Source organism: Pseudomonas stagnisoli (assembly GCF_048595745.1).
In the GTDB taxonomy this organism is placed as follows: Bacteria; Pseudomonadota; Gammaproteobacteria; order Pseudomonadales; family Pseudomonadaceae; genus Aquipseudomonas; species Aquipseudomonas alcaligenes_A.
Genome location: NZ_CP184361.1, coordinates 447,161 through 465,080 on the forward strand (window position 1 = coordinate 447,161; position 17,920 = coordinate 465,080).

23 protein-coding genes are annotated in these 17,920 nt (G+C 66.5%); 10 read left to right on the top strand and 13 right to left on the bottom strand.

All coding sequences use genetic code 11. From position 1 onward, the window contains the following. Positions 1-239: 239 nt before the first annotated feature. The 5 genes from glnK (at position 240) to sutA (ending at position 4,244) form a co-directional block, all read left to right on the top strand. A complete protein-coding gene (gene glnK / locus ACOAPY_RS02030) occupies positions 240-578 on the top strand; it encodes a P-II family nitrogen regulator (protein ID WP_021700071.1) in 339 nt (112 codons plus the stop codon). Positions 579-612: 34 nt separating this feature from the next. Beyond that, entirely contained in the window at positions 613-1,929 is a 1,317-nt protein-coding gene (locus ACOAPY_RS02035; protein ID WP_076423755.1) for an ammonium transporter, read from the top strand. Between the two features lie 93 nt (positions 1,930-2,022). After that, the gene (locus tag ACOAPY_RS02040) at positions 2,023-3,273 is read left to right on the top strand and encodes an ammonium transporter (RefSeq protein WP_465154852.1); all 1,251 of its coding nucleotides are present in this window, start codon (positions 2,023-2,025) and stop codon (positions 3,271-3,273) included. A gap of 127 nt (positions 3,274-3,400) precedes the next feature. After that, positions 3,401-3,826, top strand: a complete 426-nt coding sequence (locus ACOAPY_RS02045; protein ID WP_465154853.1) for a secondary thiamine-phosphate synthase enzyme YjbQ — start codon at positions 3,401-3,403, stop codon at positions 3,824-3,826. An 88-nt stretch (positions 3,827-3,914) separates the two neighbouring features. Continuing rightward, on the top strand, positions 3,915-4,244 hold the full coding sequence (gene sutA, locus ACOAPY_RS02050) for a transcriptional regulator SutA (RefSeq protein WP_076423761.1): 330 nt from the start codon (positions 3,915-3,917) through the stop codon (positions 4,242-4,244). 56 nt (positions 4,245-4,300) lie between these two features. Here sutA and ACOAPY_RS02055 read toward each other — a convergent pair whose 3' ends face one another. From ACOAPY_RS02055 to lptM, 6 genes are read right to left on the bottom strand one after another with little or no spacing between them, the layout of a single operon-like run. After that, positions 4,301-5,005: an HAD family hydrolase gene (locus ACOAPY_RS02055; protein WP_465154854.1), complete on the bottom strand. Its 705-nt coding sequence runs from the start codon at positions 5,003-5,005 to the stop codon at positions 4,301-4,303. Continuing rightward, complete coding sequence (gene xerC / locus ACOAPY_RS02060) at positions 5,002-5,898, bottom strand: tyrosine recombinase XerC (protein WP_465154855.1); 897 nt, start codon at positions 5,896-5,898, stop codon at positions 5,002-5,004. The genes ACOAPY_RS02055 and xerC overlap by 4 nt, the downstream gene beginning before the upstream one ends. 43 nt (positions 5,899-5,941) lie before the next feature. After that, entirely contained in the window at positions 5,942-6,634 is a 693-nt protein-coding gene (locus ACOAPY_RS02065; RefSeq protein WP_465154856.1) for a DUF484 family protein, read from the bottom strand. Then, positions 6,631-7,461 carry a diaminopimelate epimerase gene (gene dapF, locus ACOAPY_RS02070; RefSeq protein WP_465154857.1) on the bottom strand — a complete coding sequence of 277 codons (831 nt, stop codon included), beginning with the start codon at positions 7,459-7,461 and terminating at the stop codon, positions 6,631-6,633. The genes ACOAPY_RS02065 and dapF overlap by 4 nt, the downstream gene beginning before the upstream one ends. Positions 7,462-7,471: 10 nt before the next feature. Then, positions 7,472-8,719, bottom strand: coding sequence for a diaminopimelate decarboxylase (gene lysA, locus ACOAPY_RS02075; RefSeq protein WP_465154858.1), 1,248 nt, complete (start codon positions 8,717-8,719; stop codon positions 7,472-7,474). Between the two features lie 9 nt (positions 8,720-8,728). After that, positions 8,729-8,866, bottom strand: a complete 138-nt coding sequence (lptM, locus tag ACOAPY_RS02080) for an LPS translocon maturation chaperone LptM (protein WP_021700061.1) — start codon at positions 8,864-8,866, stop codon at positions 8,729-8,731. Positions 8,867-9,030: 164 nt separating this feature from the next. On the opposite strand from lptM, the gene ACOAPY_RS02085 reads away from it, so the two are divergent. The 4 genes from ACOAPY_RS02085 to rnk all read left to right on the top strand — a co-directional run bounded on the left by ACOAPY_RS02085 (position 9,031) and on the right by rnk (position 11,326). Further along, positions 9,031-10,083, top strand: coding sequence for an AraC family transcriptional regulator (locus ACOAPY_RS02085; protein WP_465154859.1), 1,053 nt, complete (start codon positions 9,031-9,033; stop codon positions 10,081-10,083). Positions 10,084-10,290: 207 nt separating this feature from the next. After that, a complete protein-coding gene (gene cyaY, locus ACOAPY_RS02090; protein ID WP_465154860.1) occupies positions 10,291-10,623 on the top strand; it encodes an iron donor protein CyaY in 333 nt (110 codons plus the stop codon). Continuing rightward, positions 10,595-10,798, top strand: a complete 204-nt coding sequence (locus tag ACOAPY_RS02095) for a DUF1289 domain-containing protein (protein WP_465154861.1) — start codon at positions 10,595-10,597, stop codon at positions 10,796-10,798. Before cyaY ends, ACOAPY_RS02095 begins: the two co-directional genes overlap by 29 nt. A 120-nt stretch (positions 10,799-10,918) precedes the next feature. Next, on the top strand, positions 10,919-11,326 hold the full coding sequence (rnk, locus tag ACOAPY_RS02100; RefSeq protein ID WP_465154862.1) for a nucleoside diphosphate kinase regulator: 408 nt from the start codon (positions 10,919-10,921) through the stop codon (positions 11,324-11,326). Here rnk and ACOAPY_RS02105 read toward each other — a convergent pair. Continuing rightward, complete coding sequence (locus tag ACOAPY_RS02105) at positions 11,323-11,541, bottom strand: hypothetical protein (protein WP_465154863.1); 219 nt, start codon at positions 11,539-11,541, stop codon at positions 11,323-11,325. The two genes, rnk and ACOAPY_RS02105, sit on opposite strands and share 4 nt — an antisense overlap. A gap of 2 nt (positions 11,542-11,543) precedes the next feature. Beyond that, a complete protein-coding gene (locus tag ACOAPY_RS02110; RefSeq protein ID WP_465154864.1) occupies positions 11,544-11,732 on the bottom strand; it encodes a hypothetical protein in 189 nt (62 codons plus the stop codon). A 185-nt stretch (positions 11,733-11,917) separates the two neighbouring features. Between ACOAPY_RS02110 and ACOAPY_RS02115 the strand changes: the two genes are divergently transcribed. Further along, positions 11,918-12,721, top strand: a complete 804-nt coding sequence (locus ACOAPY_RS02115) for a lipase family protein (protein WP_465154865.1) — start codon at positions 11,918-11,920, stop codon at positions 12,719-12,721. Here the strand turns inward: ACOAPY_RS02115 and ACOAPY_RS02120 are convergent, their stop codons facing one another. The 5 genes from ACOAPY_RS02120 to ACOAPY_RS02140 all read right to left on the bottom strand — a co-directional run bounded on the left by ACOAPY_RS02120 (position 12,722) and on the right by ACOAPY_RS02140 (position 17,846). Next, positions 12,722-13,411: a glycine-rich domain-containing protein gene (locus ACOAPY_RS02120; RefSeq protein WP_465154866.1), complete on the bottom strand. Its 690-nt coding sequence runs from the start codon at positions 13,409-13,411 to the stop codon at positions 12,722-12,724. Positions 13,412-13,429: 18 nt separating this feature from the next. Continuing rightward, complete coding sequence (locus tag ACOAPY_RS02125) at positions 13,430-16,291, bottom strand: class I adenylate cyclase (protein WP_465154867.1); 2,862 nt, start codon at positions 16,289-16,291, stop codon at positions 13,430-13,432. A 133-nt stretch (positions 16,292-16,424) separates the two neighbouring features. Continuing rightward, the gene (locus ACOAPY_RS02130) at positions 16,425-16,673 is read right to left on the bottom strand and encodes a TIGR02647 family protein (protein WP_076582231.1); all 249 of its coding nucleotides are present in this window, start codon (positions 16,671-16,673) and stop codon (positions 16,425-16,427) included. A 52-nt stretch (positions 16,674-16,725) separates the two neighbouring features. Next, positions 16,726-17,490, bottom strand: coding sequence for a substrate-binding periplasmic protein (locus ACOAPY_RS02135; RefSeq protein WP_465154868.1), 765 nt, complete (start codon positions 17,488-17,490; stop codon positions 16,726-16,728). Between the two features lie 80 nt (positions 17,491-17,570). Then, positions 17,571-17,846, bottom strand: coding sequence for a hypothetical protein (locus tag ACOAPY_RS02140; RefSeq protein ID WP_021700050.1), 276 nt, complete (start codon positions 17,844-17,846; stop codon positions 17,571-17,573). Between the last annotated feature and the right edge of the window lie 74 nt (positions 17,847-17,920).

Genomic DNA, 17,920 nt, shown 5'->3' on the forward strand with positions numbered 1-17,920 from the left:
TGAAAAAGTGGCCTTTTGGCATAGCTGGCAAGCTTTCTGCTTAACCCCCTGTGACGCGTGCACCGATGCAGTACCGGTGCGCAGGCTGAGGCGGGGGAGTGCCTCACCGGATGCGGTTGGTGAGCATCGGACGGCGGTTGATCACGGCGGTCGATGCGTTTCAAAAGCCAGACACTGCGCTTAGACTTGAGCCGGGTTCGTTTTCCTGGGGCGAGTCCATCCAAACGGGAGAGAGTTTCATGAAGCTAGTCACTGCCATCATCAAGCCGTTCAAGCTGGACGACGTGCGCGAGTCGCTGTCGGAGATCGGCGTGCAGGGCATCACCGTGACCGAAGTCAAAGGCTTTGGTCGGCAGAAGGGCCACACCGAGCTGTATCGCGGCGCGGAGTATGTGGTCGATTTCCTGCCCAAGGTGAAGATCGACGTGGCCATCGCCGACGATCAGCTGGATCGGGTCATCGAGGCGATTACCAAGGCGGCCAACACCGGCAAGATCGGTGACGGCAAGATCTTCGTCGTCAATCTGGAACAGGCCATCCGCATCCGTACCGGCGAAACCGGCACCGACGCAGTTTAAGCCTCAGAACCCCACACGCCCCAGGAGAAAACACATGACTCTGCGTAAATTCGCAGGGCTTGGAGCCCTTTTGTCCCTCGTAACCCCCGGCATCGCCATGGCTGACGAGGCTGTACTGAACAGCGGTGACACCGCGTGGATGATCGTCGCGACGGCGTTCGTTCTGTTTATGACCATTCCCGGCCTGGCGCTGTTCTACGGCGGCATGGTGCGTTCGAAGAACGTTCTCTCGGTGATGATGCAGTGCTTCGCCATCACCGGCCTGATCAGCATTCTCTGGGTGGTCTACGGCTACAGCCTGGCGTTCGACACCACCGGCATGGAGAAGGGTGTCACCAACCTCAACTCCTTCATCGGCGGTCTGAACAAAGCCTTCCTCAGTGGCGTCGACACCAACAGCCTGGTGTATGCGATCCCGGAAAGCGTGTTCATCGTCTTCCAGATGACCTTCGCTATCATCACCCCGGCGCTGATCGTCGGTGCCTTCGCCGAGCGCATGAAGTTCTCCGCGATGCTGATCTTCATGGCCGTCTGGTTCACCCTGGTCTATGCCCCGATGTGCCACATGGTCTGGTCCGGCGACGGTGCCTTCCTGTGGGATGAGGGCGTCCTGGACTTCGCCGGTGGCACCGTGGTGCACATCAACGCCGGTATCGCCGGCCTGGTAGCGTGCCTGGTTCTGGGCAAGCGCAAAGGCTTCCCGACCACGCCGATGGCGCCGCACAACCTGGGTTACACCCTGATCGGCGCGGCCATGCTGTGGGTCGGCTGGTTCGGTTTCAACGCCGGTTCCGCCGTCGCCGCCAACGGCACTGCGGGCATGGCCATGCTGGTGACTCAGATCGCCACCGCCGCTGCCGCTCTGGGCTGGATGTTCGCCGAGTGGATTACCCACGGTAAGCCGAGTGCTCTGGGTATCGCTTCCGGTGTGGTTGCCGGTCTGGTCGCCATCACCCCGGCTGCTGGTACCGCCGGCCCTATGGGCGCCCTGGTGATCGGTCTGGCCGCTGGCGTGATCTGCTTCTTCTGCGCCACTAGCCTGAAGCGCAAACTGGGTTACGACGACTCCCTGGACGCCTTCGGCGTACATGGTATCGGCGGTATCGTCGGCGCGGTCCTGACCGGTGTGTTCGCGGCACCTGTGCTGGGCGGCTTCGGCACCGTGGAAGACATCGGCGCTCAGGTCTGGATCCAGATCGTCGGCGTGCTGGTCACCGTGGTTTACACCGGTATCGTCACCTACATCATCCTCAAGGTGCTGGACCTGGTCATGGGCCTGCGTGTCAGTGAGGAGTCCGAGAGCGTTGGTCTCGACCTCTCCGAGCACAACGAGCGCGGCTACAACCTGTAACGCTCGCTGTCTAGCCCAACGCCCGGTTCGCCGGGCGTTGTTCTTTCTGCGCCAACGGCGGCGCACCCGTGCAACGGTACAACGGAGTACTAGATGGAAAGCACCGCACTGATTCCCTTGCAGTATGCGCTGGACACCTTCTATCTGCTGGTCTGTGGCGCTCTGGTGATGTGGATGGCCGCTGGCTTCGCCATGCTCGAATCCGGCCTGGTGAGGGCCAAGAACACCGCCGAGATCCTGACCAAGAACATCGTCCTCTATGCCTTGGCCTGTGTGATGTACCTGCTGGTGGGCTACTACCTGATGTATGGCGGCGCCCAGGGTGGTGTGCTGCCCAACTTCGGCTTTCTGATCGGCAATGAGCATGCGACGGATGTGGTCGCGGCGGGTGGTGAGGGGGCGCCGGCCTATTCCAAACGTGCCGACTTCTTCTTCCAGGTGGTATTCGTTGCCACCTGCATGTCGATCGTCTCCGGCGCGGTGGCCGAGCGCATGAAGCTGTGGGCCTTCCTGGCCTTCGCCCTGGTCATGTGCGGCCTGATCTACCCGATCGAGGGCTACTGGACCTGGGGCGGCGGCTTCCTCAAGCAGCTCGGCTTCAAGGACTTCGCCGGCTCCGGCATCGTGCACCTGGCCGGCGCCTCGGCGGCGCTGGCCGGTGTCATCCTCCTCGGCGCGCGCAAGGGCAAGTACGGCAGCCGCGGACAGATCAACGCCATTCCCGGCGCCAACCTGCCGCTGGCCACCCTCGGTACCTTCATCCTCTGGCTCGGCTGGTTCGGCTTCAATGGCGGCTCGCAACTGAAGATCAGCGGTATTGCCGACGCCAACGCGGTGGCGGCGGTGTTCGTCAACACCAACCTGGCGGCCGCCGGTGGCCTGCTGGCGGCTCTGGTGGTGGCGCGTCTGCTGTTCGGCAAGGCCGACCTGACCATGATCCTCAACGGTGCCCTGGCTGGCCTGGTGTCGATCACCGCCGAGCCGGCCACGCCGAGTGCCGTGCAGGCCGTGCTGGTCGGTGCGGTGGGCGGTGTGCTGGTCGTGTTCAGCATCCTCATGCTGGAGCGGCTGCGCATCGATGATCCGGTCGGCGCCATCTCGGTGCATGGCGCGGCGGGTATCTGGGGCCTGCTGGCCGTGCCGCTGACCAACTCCAGCGCCAACCTCAGCGTGCAGATGCTCGGCGCCGCCTGCATCTTCGCCTGGGTGTTCGTCGCCAGCCTGGTGGTGTGGGGGCTGATCAAGCTGCTGATGGGCCTGCGCGTGAGCGAGGAAGACGAGTACGAGGGGGTGGATATCGCCGAGTGTGGCCTGGAGGCCTACCCGGAGTTCACCCGCAAGTGAATACCAGGGCGCTTCGGCGCCCTTTTTGTTGGGCAATGTTTACCTGGAAAATTCCCCCACGGGCCAGGTGAAATGGTCAGCGACAGGCTCTAAAATGCGCCGCCATCGGAGGCTGCGGATGCCTGCCATGTGGCAACAACGGCTGATCAGCCTGCGCGCAAGGGCGCGCGGGTTTCACCTGGTGACCGACGAACTGGTCGCGGCGCTGCCTGAACTGGCCCAGTGCCGGATCGGTCTGCTGCACCTGTGGCTGCAGCACACGTCCGCCTCGCTGACCATCAACGAAAATGCCGATGGTGCGGTGCGACGTGACTTCGAGCGCTTCTTCAACCGTCTTGTGCCCCAGGGTGAGGGTGGCTACGAGCACGACTACGAGGGGCCGGACGATCTGCCGGCGCACTTCAAGTCGAGCCTGCTCGGTTGTCAGCTGAGCCTGCCCGTCAGCGAGGGGCGTCTGGCACTTGGCACCTGGCAGGGTATCTATCTCGGCGAGCACCGCGATCATGGCGGTTCACGCCGGGTACTGGCGACCCTGCAGGGCGAGTGGCGTTGAAGACCGAAGAATTTTTTCCGGTGGCATGTTTGCAATGCGTGCCACTGGGCTATAAGTAACCTGCTTTGCGCAAGTCATGAGGTAGAACATGAGCGACGAAGAACTGGAACAGGACGACCTGGAAGGCGCCGACGAGGATGACGGCGAGGAGCTGGAAGCGGCTGATGCCGGTGATGATGGCGAGGACGATGGCAGCGATGCCGTAGAGCCTGGCAGCAAACCGAGCAAGAAGGCCAAGGCGGCTGAGGAAGTCGAGGAACTGCCCAGTGTAGAAGCCAAGCAGAAGGAGCGCGACGCCCTGGCCCGTGCCATGGAGGAGTTCCTCTCGCGGGGTGGCAAGGTCCAGGAGATCGAGGCCAACGTGGTGGCTGATCCGCCCAAGAAGCCAGACAGCAAGTACGGCAGCCGCCCCATCTGAGGACGGTCGCCGCCATGAAAAAGCCCGCCATCCGGCGGGCTTTTTCATGATTGGCTCTAACGCACGGCGCTCCAGCCGGCCAGCAGCGCCGGCAGCTCGGCCAGGCGGCGGATCTGCGCGTCGGGGGCGGCCTCGCCCTGCCAGTCCTTGCCTTGCGGGTTGAACCAGATGGCGCGCAGGCCCGCGGCCTTGGCCCCGGCGATATCGTCGCCGGGGTGATCACCGATATGGGCGGCCTGCGGCGCCTCCACTCCGGCGCGTTGCAGGGCGTTGTGGAAGGGCTTGGGATCAGGCTTGCCAATGCCCATCTGCTCGGCGCTGATGGCGAAGCGGAAGTAGTCGGCCAGGCCCAGGCGGGCCACCTCGGCGTTGCCGTTGGTGATCACGCCGAGGATGTAGCGCTCGGCCAGGTGTTCGAGGATACGGTGCACGTCGGGAAAGAACTCGACCCGGTGGCGGGCCTCGAGAAACACCTGGAAGCCCTGTTCGGCCAGCACCTGCGCTTCGCCCTGTGGATAGCCGGCCTCCTCCAGTGCGTGGAACAGGATACGCCGGCGCAGCTCGCTGAGGCGATGCTTGAGCATGGGCTCGGTGCCCAGCAGGCGTGCGCGAATGGCCCACAGGTGCTCGATGGGCACTGGCCCCAGGCGCGGTGCTTCGGCAGCCAGCCAGTCACGCAAGGCGGCCTCGGCGCCGTGCATCACCGGGGCCACGTCCCACAGGGTGTCGTCGAGGTCGAAGGTGATCAGGCGCAGGCTCATGGGGTCTCGCTCTTGCGTTTGGCGCGCGGGTGGGCGCCGTCGTAGACCTTGGCCAGGTGCTGGAAGTCCAGATGGGTGTAGATCTGCGTGGTGGCGATGTCGGCATGGCCGAGCAGCTCCTGCACGGCGCGCAGGTCCTGGCTGGATTCCAGCATGTGGCTGGCGAAGGAGTGCCGCAGCATGTGCGGGTGCAGGTGCTGGCCCAGCTCGCGTACGCCGGCCTGGCGCACCCGCAACTGAATGGCGCGTGGGGTCAGGCGCTTGCCCTGGCGGCCAACGAACACCGCACCATCCTGCGGGTTGCTCAGGGCGCGCAGCGGCAGCCAGGCCTGCATGGCCTCGCGGGCCTTGCGCCCGATCGGCAGCTCGCGCGCCTTGTTGCCCTTGCCGCGCACCCGGACCAGGCCAGCGGGCAGGTCGAGGCCGTCGAGATCCAGGCCGACCAGTTCCGACAGGCGCAGGCCGGAGGAATAGAAGAGTTCGAGCATGGCCTGGTCGCGGCGAGCGATGAAATCATCCTCCACGCCGCCATCCAGCAGCTGCGCCGTACGGTCGGCATCCAGGGCGCGCGGCAGGCGGCGCTCGCCTTTCGGCGCGGAGAGGCCGGCCGCCGGGTCATGCCGGCACTCGCCTTCGCGATTGAGGTACTGGTAGAGGCCGCGCACGGCCGAGAGCAGGCGCGCCAGCGAACGGCTGGACTGCCCCTGGGCGTGCAGGCGCGCGACCATGGCGCGCAGGCCGCGGGTATCCAGCGCATCCCAACTGGCTACGCCGTGCTTCTCGCACAGGACGAGGACTTTCTGCAGGTCACGGCGATAGCCGTCCAGGGTATGGCTGGACACCTGGCGCTCGCTGCGCAGGTGTTCGAGGAAGGCGTCGAGGCTGCTCTGCATGAAGACTCCGGCAGACGACGATAGGCCGCGCGCGGCCCGGGGTTCAGCGCACCGAGCGCAGCGGCGCGGCGAAGCGCGGCAGCACGCGGGCCAGGACCTCGGCGACGTAGCCGAGGAACAGGGTGCCGAGGCTGCTCTTGTAGTGCTGTGGGTCGGGGCTGCCGATGGCCAGCACGCCATGCAGGCCCTGGTGGGTCAGGCTGACCACGGCGGCCGAGCCGACCTGGGTGCATTCGTCCGCGCCGAAGAGAAACTCCAGTTCGGCCGGGCGCAGCACGCCGCAGGTGGTCTTGCCGCCGCCGAGCAGGCCGCCGATGGCCTGGTGGGCCTCGGCCGAACTGACCGAGCGGCCCACGCCCAGCGGCGTCTCGCTGAACAGGATGAGGCTGACGAAGGGCACCTGGAACTCATGGCGCAAGCTGTCTTCCACTGCGCCGATGACTTCTTCCAGGCTGCCGGCGTCGAGCAGGTCGAGCACCAGGCGGCGGGTCTTGTCGAACAGGCGGTCGTTGTCGCGGGCCACGTCCATCAGCTGCGACAGGCGATGGCGCATCTCGATGTTGCGCTCGCGCAGCAGCTTGACCTGGCGCTCCACCAGCGACACGGCCTCGCCGGGCTGATGCGGAATGCGCAGCTCGGGGATCAGCTCCTCATGGTCGACGAAGAATTCCGGGTGCTGCCGCAGGTAGGCGGCAACGGCTTCGGCATCCAGTGGCATCTGATCCTGCGTACTCATAGGCGAACCTGTCCTTCGTACACGCGAACGGCGGGTCCGGTCATCATAACCGGCTGGCCCGGACCTGCCCACTCGATGGACAGCTTGCCGCCTGGCAGCTCCAGCTGCAGCGGCGAGTCCATCCAGCCCTGGCGGATGGCGGCCACGGCGGCGGCGCAGGCGCCGGTGCCACAGGCCTGGGTCTCGCCGGCGCCGCGTTCCCACACGCGCAGGCGCGCCTGCTTGCGGTCGATGACCTGCAGGAAGCCGACGTTGACCCGCTTGGGAAAGCGCGGGTGGTGCTCCAGCTTCGGCCCCAGGCTGTGCACCGGCGCCGTGTCGACATTGTCGACGCGCAGCACGGCGTGCGGGTTGCCCATGGACACGGCCGCCAGCTCATGCCGCTCGCCGTCCACGTCCACCGTATAGCTGAGCGCCTCGGCGTCGGCCTGGAAGGGGATCTGCTCGGGGACCAGGCGCGGCGCGCCCATGTCCACGGTGACCTGGCCATCCGGACGCAGGTTGAGTTCGATGATGCCGCCCTTGGTCTCGACGCGGATCTGCCGCTTCACGGTCAGGCGCTTGTCCACCACGAAGCGCGCGAAGCAGCGCGCGCCGTTGCCGCACTGCTCCACTTCCGAACCGTCGGAGTTGAAGATGCGGTAGCGGAAGTCCACGTCCGGGTTGGTCGGCGCCTCCACCAGCAGCAGCTGGTCGAAGCCGACGCCGGTGTGGCGGTCGCCCCAGGCCTTGGCGTGCTTGGGCTGGATATGCGCGTGCTGGCTGATCAGGTCGAGGACCATGAAGTCGTTGCCGAGGCCGTGCATCTTGGTGAAGCGCAATAGCATGATCGCGCCCTCACTGCGGCAGCAGGCTTTCGCCGGCGTAGAGTTCCTCGATGGTCTCGCGGCGACGCACCTCGAAGACCTGCTCGCCGTCCACCAGCACCTCGGCGGCGCGGCCGCGGGTGTTGTAGTTGGAACTCATGACGAAGCCATAGGCGCCGGCCGAGCGCACGGCCAGCAGGTCGCCTTCGGCCAGCACCAGTTCGCGGCCCTTGGCCAGGAAGTCGCCGGTCTCGCAGATCGGCCCGACCAGGTCGTACTGGCGCGCCTCGCCGTCACGCGGCTGCACCGGGGTGACGTCCATCCAGGCCTGGTACAGGGCCGGGCGAATCAGGTCGTTCATCGCCGCGTCGACGATGGCGAAGTCCTTGTGCGCGGTGTGCTTGAGGTATTCCACACGGGTCAGCAGCACGCCGGCGTTGGCCACGATGGAGCGGCCCGGTTCGAACACCAGAGCCAGCTCGCGGCCCTTGAGGCGCTCGCGTACGGCGGCGATGTAGTCGCCGGCCAGCGGCGGCTGCTCGTCGCGGTATTGCACGCCGAGGCCGCCGCCGAGGTCCAGGTGCCGGATCTGGATGCCTTGCGCGGCCAGCTGGTCGATCAGCGCCAGCAGGCGCTCCAGGGCGTCGAGGAAGGGCGGCAGGCTGGTCAGCTGCGAGCCGATGTGGCAGTCCACGCCGACGATGCGCAGGTTCGCCAGTTCGGCGGCGCGGGCATACACGGCCGGGGCCTGCTCGATGTCGATGCCGAACTTGTTTTCTTTCAGGCCGGTGGAGATGTACGGGTGGGTGCCGGCGTCCACGTCCGGGTTGACCCGCAGCGAGATGCTGGCGGTCTTGCCCAGTTCGGCGGCCACCAGCTGCAGGCGCTCCAGTTCATCCACCGATTCGACGTTGAAGCAGTGCACGCCGACTTCCAGGGCGCGGCGCATGTCGTCGCGGGTCTTGCCGACGCCGGAGAAGACGATCTTGCCCGGCTCGCCGCCGGCGGCCAGGACGCGTTCCAGCTCGCCCCGGGAGACGATGTCGAAGCCGGCGCCAAGGCGCGCGAGGACGTTCAGCACGCCCAGGTTGGAGTTGGCCTTGACCGCGAAGCACACCAGATGCGGCATGCCGGCCAGTGCGTCGGCATAGGCGCGGTACTGCGCCTCGATGTGGGCGCGGGAATAGACATAGGTGGGCGTGCCGAAGCGTTCGGCAATGGCGGACAGGGCCACGCCCTCCGCGAACAGTTGCCCGTCGCGGCTGGTAAAGGCTTGCATGGAACCCCCTTAGAGGAAGACGTCTTTGTCGCGTTCTTTGACGGTCTTGTCGTCGTCGGGCAGGTACAGCGGGCCTTTCTGGCCACAGCCGGCGAGGGCGGCGGTGAAAACGGCGAGCGCGATGAAGGGCAGCAGCAGGCGCTTCATGGTGGTGTCCTTTGCAAAATCGTGAATGGCCCGGAGTATACCCACCCCCCGGCCCCTTGCCTATGCACGCCTGGCGGGGGCTGCGCCCCTTGTCGTGGCGCGTTCGGCTTGCCCGCGACGGCGGGTTTGCGGCTAGCATGGCGGCTAAAAATCACGGAGTCGCGATGGAAGTCCCCGTTCCCGCCGCCAGCTCGGTCTCGGTCGCCTACCTGCAGGGCCTGCTCGATTACCTGGAACGCCAGGGTTTCGCCAGCGCCGGGCTGCTGGCCAAGGTGCAGCTGAACCCGGCGATCCTGGCCCAGCGCGACCAGCGAATCGCTGTCAGCACCTACCTGGAACTGCTCGGCGAGGGCGTGCGCCTGACCGGCGACGACAACCTCGGCCTGCACCTGGGCGAGGCCATGCGCCCCGGCTACTACGGGGTGCTCGGCTACCTGATCATGAGCTGCGCGACCCTGGCCGATGCCCTGCACCGCCAGGCTCGCTATGCCGCGCTGGTGGGTAACCTGGGCCGCGTCGACCTTGACGAGGAACCACCGCGTGCGGGGCTGGAGCCGCAGGTAGCGCACAGCTGGGAGCCGCTGGTGCACCAGCAGCAGCGCCAGCACAGCGAGGAGACGCTGGCCGGCTGGCTGACTTTCGGGCGCTGGATCACCGGTCTGCAGATCTCGCCTACCGAAGTGCGCTTCCAGCATCCGGCGCCGGCCGATACCAGCGAGCACCGGCGCATCTTCGGCTGCCCGGTGCTGTTCGGTCAGGCCGACAACGCCCTGGTATTCCCCAAGCGCCTGTTGAACACCCCGCTGGGCCAGGCCGACGCTCAGTTGCGCCAGCTGCTCGATGCCCACGCCGACCGCCTGCTCGGCCAGCTCAACCAGGGCCACAGCGTGCTCGACCGCGCGCGTCGCGAACTGGCACGCCAGCTGCCGGAGCAGGGCGCCGACCTTGAGTTGCTGGCGCACAGCCTGCAGCTCAGTGCGCGCACGTTGCAGCGCCGCCTGCGCGAGGCCGGGCTGTCGTTCAGCGAACTGCTCGACGAGACCCGCCAGCAACTGGTGCTGCATTACCTGCGCGACCCGGCGCTGGAGCTGGCGGAAATTGCCTTCCTGGTCGGTTTCAGCGAGGCCGGCTCGCTGGCCCGCGCGTTCCGCCGCTGGACCGGGCAGAGCCCCGGCGCCTACCGACAGAGTCTGCTAGATTCCGCCTCCCAATCCTGAGCCTTCCCGGGATTTGCTGCGCGTCGGCCAGTCGGCGTTGAAAACGTTCTCGGAAAGCAGCTTGCTGCTGACGCGCTTTAGCGCGGCCCGAAGGGTGAGCGAAGCGAGCAATGCTCATTTACTGTCTGTAAACTGCGCTTCCTTGCCCATTTTCGCCTTGTCTGGCTCTAGCTCGCTAAATCCCAGAAAGGCTCAGAGGACGTTGTTATGAGTTTGAGCGAAGCCCGTTTCCATGACCTGGTCGATGCCGCCCAGCAGGCCGTGGAAGACATTTTCGATGACAGCGACCTGGACCTCGACCTGGAGAACAGCGGAGGCGTGCTCACCGTGCGTTTCGAGAATGGCAGCCAGGTGATCCTCAGCCGCCAGGAACCGCTGCGTCAGCTGTGGGTGGCGGCGCGCTCCGGTGGCTTCCATTTCGACTACGACGAGGCGCAGGGCCTGTGGATCTGCGACACCAGCGAAGAGCCGCTGGGCGAGCTGCTGACCCGGGTGACCCGCGAGCAGGCCGGTGAAGAGCTCGAGTTCGACGAACTCTGAGGTCGTCGACTCGCCCTGCCGCCGGCAGTGCTGCCTGGATGACCACGATGTGTGTCTGGGCTGTGGTCGTAGCCTGAGCGAGATCCTCGAATGGGGGCGGGCCGGCAGCGAGCGACGTCGGGCGATCTGTCAGGCCGCACAACAGCGTCTGCGGCCGACGCCCTTTTCCCGATGACCACCCGGTCTTGCTTATTGCCGGGCTTGTGGTAGCTTCACCGAAAGCTGACCCAATGATCAAAACCCCGCCTTCGGGCGGGGTTTTGCTTTATCTGGCCCAAGGAGAGAACCCGTCGCCATGAGCAACACCCCCGCCATTACCATCACCCGTCTCGATCTGCAGCGCCTGGAGCGCCTGCTCGACAGCCTGGAGGACTTCGGCCCGACCGCCGAGGCGCTGGAAAGGGAGTTGGCGCGTGCCCAGGTGGTAGGTCATGACGAGGTACCGGCCGGGGTGGTGACCATGAACTCGCGGGTACATTGCCGCGAAGAAGGCAGCGGCAAGGACTGGCACCTGACCCTGGTGTTCCCCGAGGATGCCGGCGGTGAAGGGCGTGTGTCGATCCTGGCGCCGGTCGGTTGCGCGCTGCTCGGCCTTTCCGTCGGCCAGCAGATCGACTGGCCGGGGCCAGCCGGCAAGCCGCTCAAGCTCACCCTGCTGGCCGTGGAATACCAGCCGGAAGCGGCTGGCGAGTACCAGCGCTAGGCCAGCAGCAAGCGCCGCGCCAATGCCTGCTGCGCGCGGCAGGGCGGTGCATCGCTGCCGCGCCTGAGCCGCTCGTCCAGCTCCAGAAAGCGCGCCATGTTCTGGTTGCACTCGATGCCGCCTCCGGCGATCTGGCCCTTGCCGGCCAGCGCCGGGCCTTTGATCAGTGCCAGCAACAGGAACAGCAGCAGTGCGCGCGGCGGGGAGAGCTGCATGGCTAGCCTCCCACTCGGATGGCGCCGAGCAGGGCCTGCAGTACTGGCTGCAGTGCGGGGCCGACGGGCTTCGGCCCGGATACCTCGGTAGCGGCCAGGCTCAGGGCCAGAAACACGCTGGCGATGACGGACAGCAGGCCGAAGCCGGCGAGGGTGCCATGGTCCGCGTTTGGGTGAATGAGCCTGGGCATGCTGCGCGTTCCCGGGAGGTTGCTGGACGTGGCAGCTTCCCTCAGGCGCATTCGATTGAATAATGGTCCTTGCTCGTATCAGGTATCAGTGAAATCGATATTTTATGCCGTGCCAGGATTTCCGCTGCCACGTGCCTGTCACTCGGCTAGAGTCTGATAGTCCCGTCGCCGGCAAGGAGGCCGCCATGTCCAGTCTGCCCCTGTACTTCCCGCAGAACTTCTCCCTCGACCGCGCACTGCGCTGTGCCCAGCTGGTCGAGCAGGCCTATGCCCAGTATCAGCAATGGCAGGCGCAGGGCCGGCCGCGGCGCCCGCAGGACTTCCACTGGAGCGCGCCGCAGCTTGACGGCTGGCGCTTCTCCGCGCCGATCTGGAGCATCCTCAGCGACCTGCGCTTCATCAACGAGTCCGAGCCCTTCGGTTTCGCCGCCGCCAACGATCAGGGCGAAACCTACCTGGTGCTGCGCGGTACCGAGTCGGCTCAGGACTGGCTCGACGATCTGGACCTGCAACAGGCCAAGTGGCCCTGGCAGGACGGCGTTGCGGGGGGCGTGCACGCCGGCTTTCTCAAGCTCTACACCTCGCTGCGCGACCTCGCCCTGGCGGCACTGGACAGCCTGCAGCCGAGCGGGCCGCTGTGGGTCTGCGGGCACAGCCTGGGCAGTGCGCTGACCAGCCTGGCCGTGCTCGACCTGCATGAACGCTGGCCGGACCAGGCGCTGCAGCACTACAACTTTGCCAGCCCGCGTCTGGCGGCGCCGGACTTCGCTGCAGCCTATAACGGCCTGGGGGTGCCGACCTTCCGCGTGGTCAATGACAGCGATCTGGTGCCGCAGATTCCGGCCGCAGTCAGTGGCGAGTTGCTGTACCAGCACCTCGGTCAGGCCGTGACCTTTACCGCCAGCTACGCCGGCGTAGCCGCCAACCACAGCATGACCGACTGCTACCTCTACGCCCTGCAGCACCCGCAGGCGCCGATGCGTGGCTGACTAGTCGCCGCCCCCGCCGCCACACCCGCCGCCGCAGCCACCTCCGCCATCAGCGCCGCCGCTGTCGCCGCCGCCGGCGGAACCGGAGTCGCCGCCGCAGCCCCCGGCGGAGCTGCAGCCGAAGTGGCTGACGCAGAAACCGTTGTCGCTGCCGATGCTGCCAGGCTTGGCATCGCACTGGCGGCTGTAGCGGAAGCCATCGTCGATGGCCAGGTCGGCGTCCAGGGTAAACAGCCAGGGCAGGCGCTCGGTACGCTGCGGCGACAGGCCGAGGCGCTGGCAGGCCAGCTGCCAGGCGCGCTGGATACCCTCGCTGGGTGCCTGCGGATTGGGCATGGCGTCATTCGGCGTGTGGTGCAGGAAGTGGCCGAGGGCGGATGTGCAGAATGCCTGATACTGACGGGTGTAGAGAATGAACTCGTGCCAGGCCACATCGACCGCGCGCGACGGCATGGCAACCATCGCGCCCCTGGCCAGGCGGCACAGCTGGAAGTACTCGCGCAGCCCCAGCAGCACCCACTGGATCTGTTCGCCCGTGAGGTGTGGGTAACGCTCCAGCAGCTTCTCGCGCAGCCGTTCGGGGAACCAGTAGCCGTCGATGAAACGGGCGCGCTTGCGCTGCAGTGCCGCCCGCCGCTGGTAGACAACGCCGCCCAGCAGCGCCGTGCTCAGTAGGGTGGTGAGGATCATCGGGCAGTCCTTTGCCGTTCAGGCGTTTTGCAGGGCGCTGTTGAGCGCGCCTTCGAGCTGGGCCTTATAGCGCAGATAGTGGATGGTCTGCGCCTGGCCGTCGCCGAGAATGCGCGACAGATCAAGGTCAGTGATGTAGCAGGGATAGCGCTCGGCGCCACGACGCTGGTTGAGGATGTGCCGCGCCACCGCGGCGAATAGCTCGGCGCCGTACTCCAGTTCGGAGAATTCGCGGTGGTTGCAGTACAGGGTGACATGCACCCGGCCACTGTCGGCCGGCTCGATGATCGCCTGTACGTCATAGAAGGAGTGGGCGACCTGTGCCTGTGGCGGTGCGCGGCGCTCCAGGTGCCTGGCGCGCTGCGGTGGTGCCGGCAGCACTTCGTAGTAGAGGATGTCCAGGGCGGCCGGCGGCAACGGGCTGTCCAGTGGCAGCAGGGCGTTGCGGCGGTACAGCACCGATTGCAGGAAGCGCTGCAGCGGCGTCAGCAGGCTCTGCTCGTCGCGATACGGCAGGCGCTGGCGCCACAGTGCGTTGTGCTCGTCGAGCACCGTCAGCTCGGCCTGGGCGCCATCAATGCGGTAGAACACCTGGATGCAGTCGGGGCGGCCCAGTGGCAGGATCAGGGCCAGGTCCTCGCCTTCCAGGGCGTAACGGTCGAGGTACAGCGGGCTGTAGGTGGGCTGTTCCTCGCCCAGGTGCTCAAGCAGGCTCGGCAGGTCATGCAGGGCGGCGTGGCTGACCTGGCCGGGCAACAGCTCCAGTACGTGGTAGTGCTGCTGGATCTGCAGCAGGTAGCGGCTGTTCGCGGCGCCGGCGAGGCTGGACAGGGTGTCGCGGAACAGTTCCTCGACCCGCTGGGCGATGGCCTGGGCACGGTTGCGGCAGAAGCAGCGCACCTCCAGGCGTGGCCGGCGGCCGTCGGCCGGCAGCGCGTTGAGGTAGTCGCGCAGGCAGTCGAGCAGAGCGTTGGGGCCTTCGTAGCGGCTGACCATCAGCTCGTTCCAGCTGTTCAGGCTGACCTGGTCGAGGGTCAGCACCAGATTCTCGCGCACGCCGGAATAGCCCAGTGAGTCGGTGCGGCCCGTGGTCAGGTGGACGTTGAGCTGGCTGTGGGCCTTGAGCGGGTCGACGCCGACGTTGACCAGTAGCAGCGTCTCGGCCGGTTCGGCGGCATGCAACAGGGCCTCCTCGCTGACCGGCGGCAGGGGCAGCGGCGCCACCTGCTGCAGGCTGCCGAGCAGGCTGGACAGCTCGAACTCGCTGAGGTCGCTGCTGCCGGGGTGCAGCGACAGGCGGGTGCTGGCGTCGATCACGCCATTGCGGTGGCACCAGGCGAGCAGTTCGATGAGCTGACGTGTGCGCTTGAGCGGGGCGAAATCCGGCCACTCCTGGCCGTTCAGGCTGCCCTGGTAGAGCGCCCACTGGGTTTCGCCTTCCGCCTCCTGGCTGGGGCTCTGCACCAGGGTCAGGGTGTCCTCGGCCAGGTCCGGGGCGATGCCGGGGTTGATGAACTCGATCTTGCCGGCCTTGCGTTCGAAGGCGGCATACAGGCGCCGACCGAGGACGCCGAGGTCGCGACTGTTGAGCGGGATGGCGGTCTGTTCGCTGCGGGCAAACTGCGACAGGAAGCGGTAGCTGTACGTTAGTTCGTTGACCAGCGCACGCCGTTCGGCGCTGACCTGGCGTACCTTCCACTGGCTGCGGCTGTCGAGCATGGCCAGTTCGCGCTGGCTCCAGCGCCACTCGCCGGTCAGGCGCTCGAACAGCAGGCGCTGCCAGCTTTTGGCGCGCTGGCGTGGCGGCACGCTGAGGCGCTTGCCGATCTTCAGGTACAGGCAGCGGCGGATCAGCTCCAGGCGCTCCAACTCGCCGCGCGCGGTGAGGTATTCCTCCAGGCGGCGGTACACCACGATGTAGGGGTCGAGTTCGTCCAGCTCCAGGCGACCCTCGTATACGGCCTGCTTGAACCGCAGGCTCAGGCACTCCACATGGGGGTGCTCGCTGGCGTAGACCTCGGTGAGCAGCAGCTTGAGTACCGACTTGTAGGGTGACTCGATGCCCTTGAACAGTTGCCACATGCCGGCGCCGATGAATTCGCCCGGCGGGATGCGCGCCAGGTGACCGAGGTCCAGCACCTCTTCGGCGCGCACGAAGCGCTTGCTCAGCAGGGCATGGGTGTAGGCGCGGTAGTTGGCTTCCTCGTACACCGGCACCAGCCACCACAGGGGGGTGCGGCCGCCAAGCCAGATGGCGGTGCGGTAGAACTCGTCGAGCAGCAGGTAGTGCTGGGTGGTGCCGCAGTCGTCGGAGGTCAGTTGTGCTTCGCGGTCGCCCAGGGTGTAGCGCGCCGGGTCGATAAGGAAGCAGTGTGCCTCGGCACCCTGAGTGGCGGCCCAGGCCTCCAGCAGATCGCATTTCTTGCGCAGTTCGGCCAGGGCGCGGGCGTCGAGTGCCGGGTCATGGCATACCCACAGGTCCATGTCGCTCTGCTCGGCCTGTGCCACGGTGCCCAGGCTGCCCATCAGGAACAGGCCCTGGATCGGCGTTGGTGGCTTGCTGCCGGGCGTGCCCCGGCGTGCCTTGTAGGCGAACGAACGGGTCAGGCGCTGGGCTTCGGCAAGGAGTTCGTCGTCCGGCTCGAAGCCTGATAGTCCGGCGGGGGTGCTGGCCGAGACATAGCCGGGCAGCAGCGGGTGGTTGACGTGGAACAGCAGGGGCAACAGCTTGAGCACCAGTTGCTGGCGCGTCGACAACGCCTGCATGGCGCGCCCCAGGCGCCCATCGTTGACCTTGAGAAAGCGCGCGCGCAGCTGCCCCAGGACCTTGCGGTCGATGCCTTCATTGATATCCGGGCGGATTTCCAGGGTGCGCGTCATGTACGGCTCGGAGCGGTGGTGGCAGCAAGACTACCAGTGCCGTGGGGCATCTGGCAGTCATCTCTGCCCAGTGTATCGGCGGCACCCGCTCGCCGCTGCAGGGGAAAATCCGGGGTCGCTCCACCCCGTTCGGTCAGGCGCGTGCGGGCTCGGTGCGCAGAATGGTCAGTAGCGCCTGGGCATGCTCGGCGGCATCCAGCCCCAGGCTGGTCAGGTAGCCGCCGTCGGCCTGGGTCACCAGCCCCTTCTGGTGCAGACGGGTGATGGCCAGCTGGGCGCGATTGGAGGCGTTGTTGTGCACTTTGAGGCCTTCCTGGTGGTTGTCCAGGTTGTACAGGGCGAGGATTTCCAGTTCGGCAATCAGTTCGGGGGTGTAGGCCATGGTCGTTGCGCTCTTGTTGTTGTGGGAGTTGCCTGAGTGTAGAAGCGTCGCTTCAGGGCGTCGCATCCGGCGTCTGCCAGCGCTCGGTGATCTGTTGGTAGAGGCCGTCGCGATGCAGCGTGCGCATGCCGCTGTCGAAGCGGTTGAGTAGCAGCTCGGCCTGCGGATGGTGGCGCGAGAACGAGACAAACAGCTGTGGGCGATGCAGCGTGGCGACTGGCACGAACCGATCGGCCAGTTCCGGGTTCTCGGCAAACAGAGCCGTGGCGATACCGCGGTAGGCGGCGGTATAGGCTACCCGCTGGTGCGCCAGCATGCGGAATCCATTGAGGTCGCGGCGCACTTCCACGCGTTCCACGCCGGTCAGGCTGTCGAAGGGTGTGCCGTACTCGTAGCCGATGGTCACCGCCACCTTCTGCCCGGTGAGCTGCTGCAGGTTGGTGATCGGGTGGGCATCGTCGCGGCGGGCCCAGAGCAGGATGTCATCGCTGAACAACGGTTCCTGCGGCAGGCGGAATGCGCTGGCGATGTCGGCATCCGGCGAGGTGTTGAAACAGGCTGCCAGCTGGCCCGTTCGGGTCAGCTCCATGCAGCGCGAGTAGGGGTAGGGCACCAGTTCGACGCGGGTATTGCTGGCGGCGAAGGCGGCGCGCACCAGATCGGCGGACATCCCCTGCACCTTGCCATCGCGCAGCGCGGTAAAGGGGTACCAGTCGTCCTCGGCGCCGATGCGATAGACCTCGTCGGCCGTGGCCGCCGGAGCGCACAGCAGGGGTAGGAGTATTGCGAGGCAGAGCCGGAGACAGCGCGCGGCCATGAAGTGACCTTTCCGCAACGGGGCCATTGCACCTTAGCAACACCTGGTCGTGGCGGAAATAGACCTTGGTCAAGGTCGGCTCATTCTTCCCCGGGCAGCTCCGGCAGGGCGCGCAGGGCCTGCTCATACCAGGCGCCGTCGAAGGGCCGGTCATCGCGCAGCATGGCATCGATCTCGTGGGCCAGGACCAGGGCCATCAGTTCGAGGATTTCCTCGCGTTCGTAGCCGACCAGGGTCAGCTTGTTGTACACGGCCTTGGCTGCCGGCGGGTTGTCCGCTTCCAGCTGGTTCTCGATGGCCTGGATCAGGGTTTCTTCGGCGAAGGCTTCATCGTCGTCGTGGTCATGTTCGCTCATGGCTTTTCCTCGGAGGCGGCGCTGTAGTCTGCCACAGCCATCATTCAGCCGGCTGATGGAGCTTTTCGCGCGCA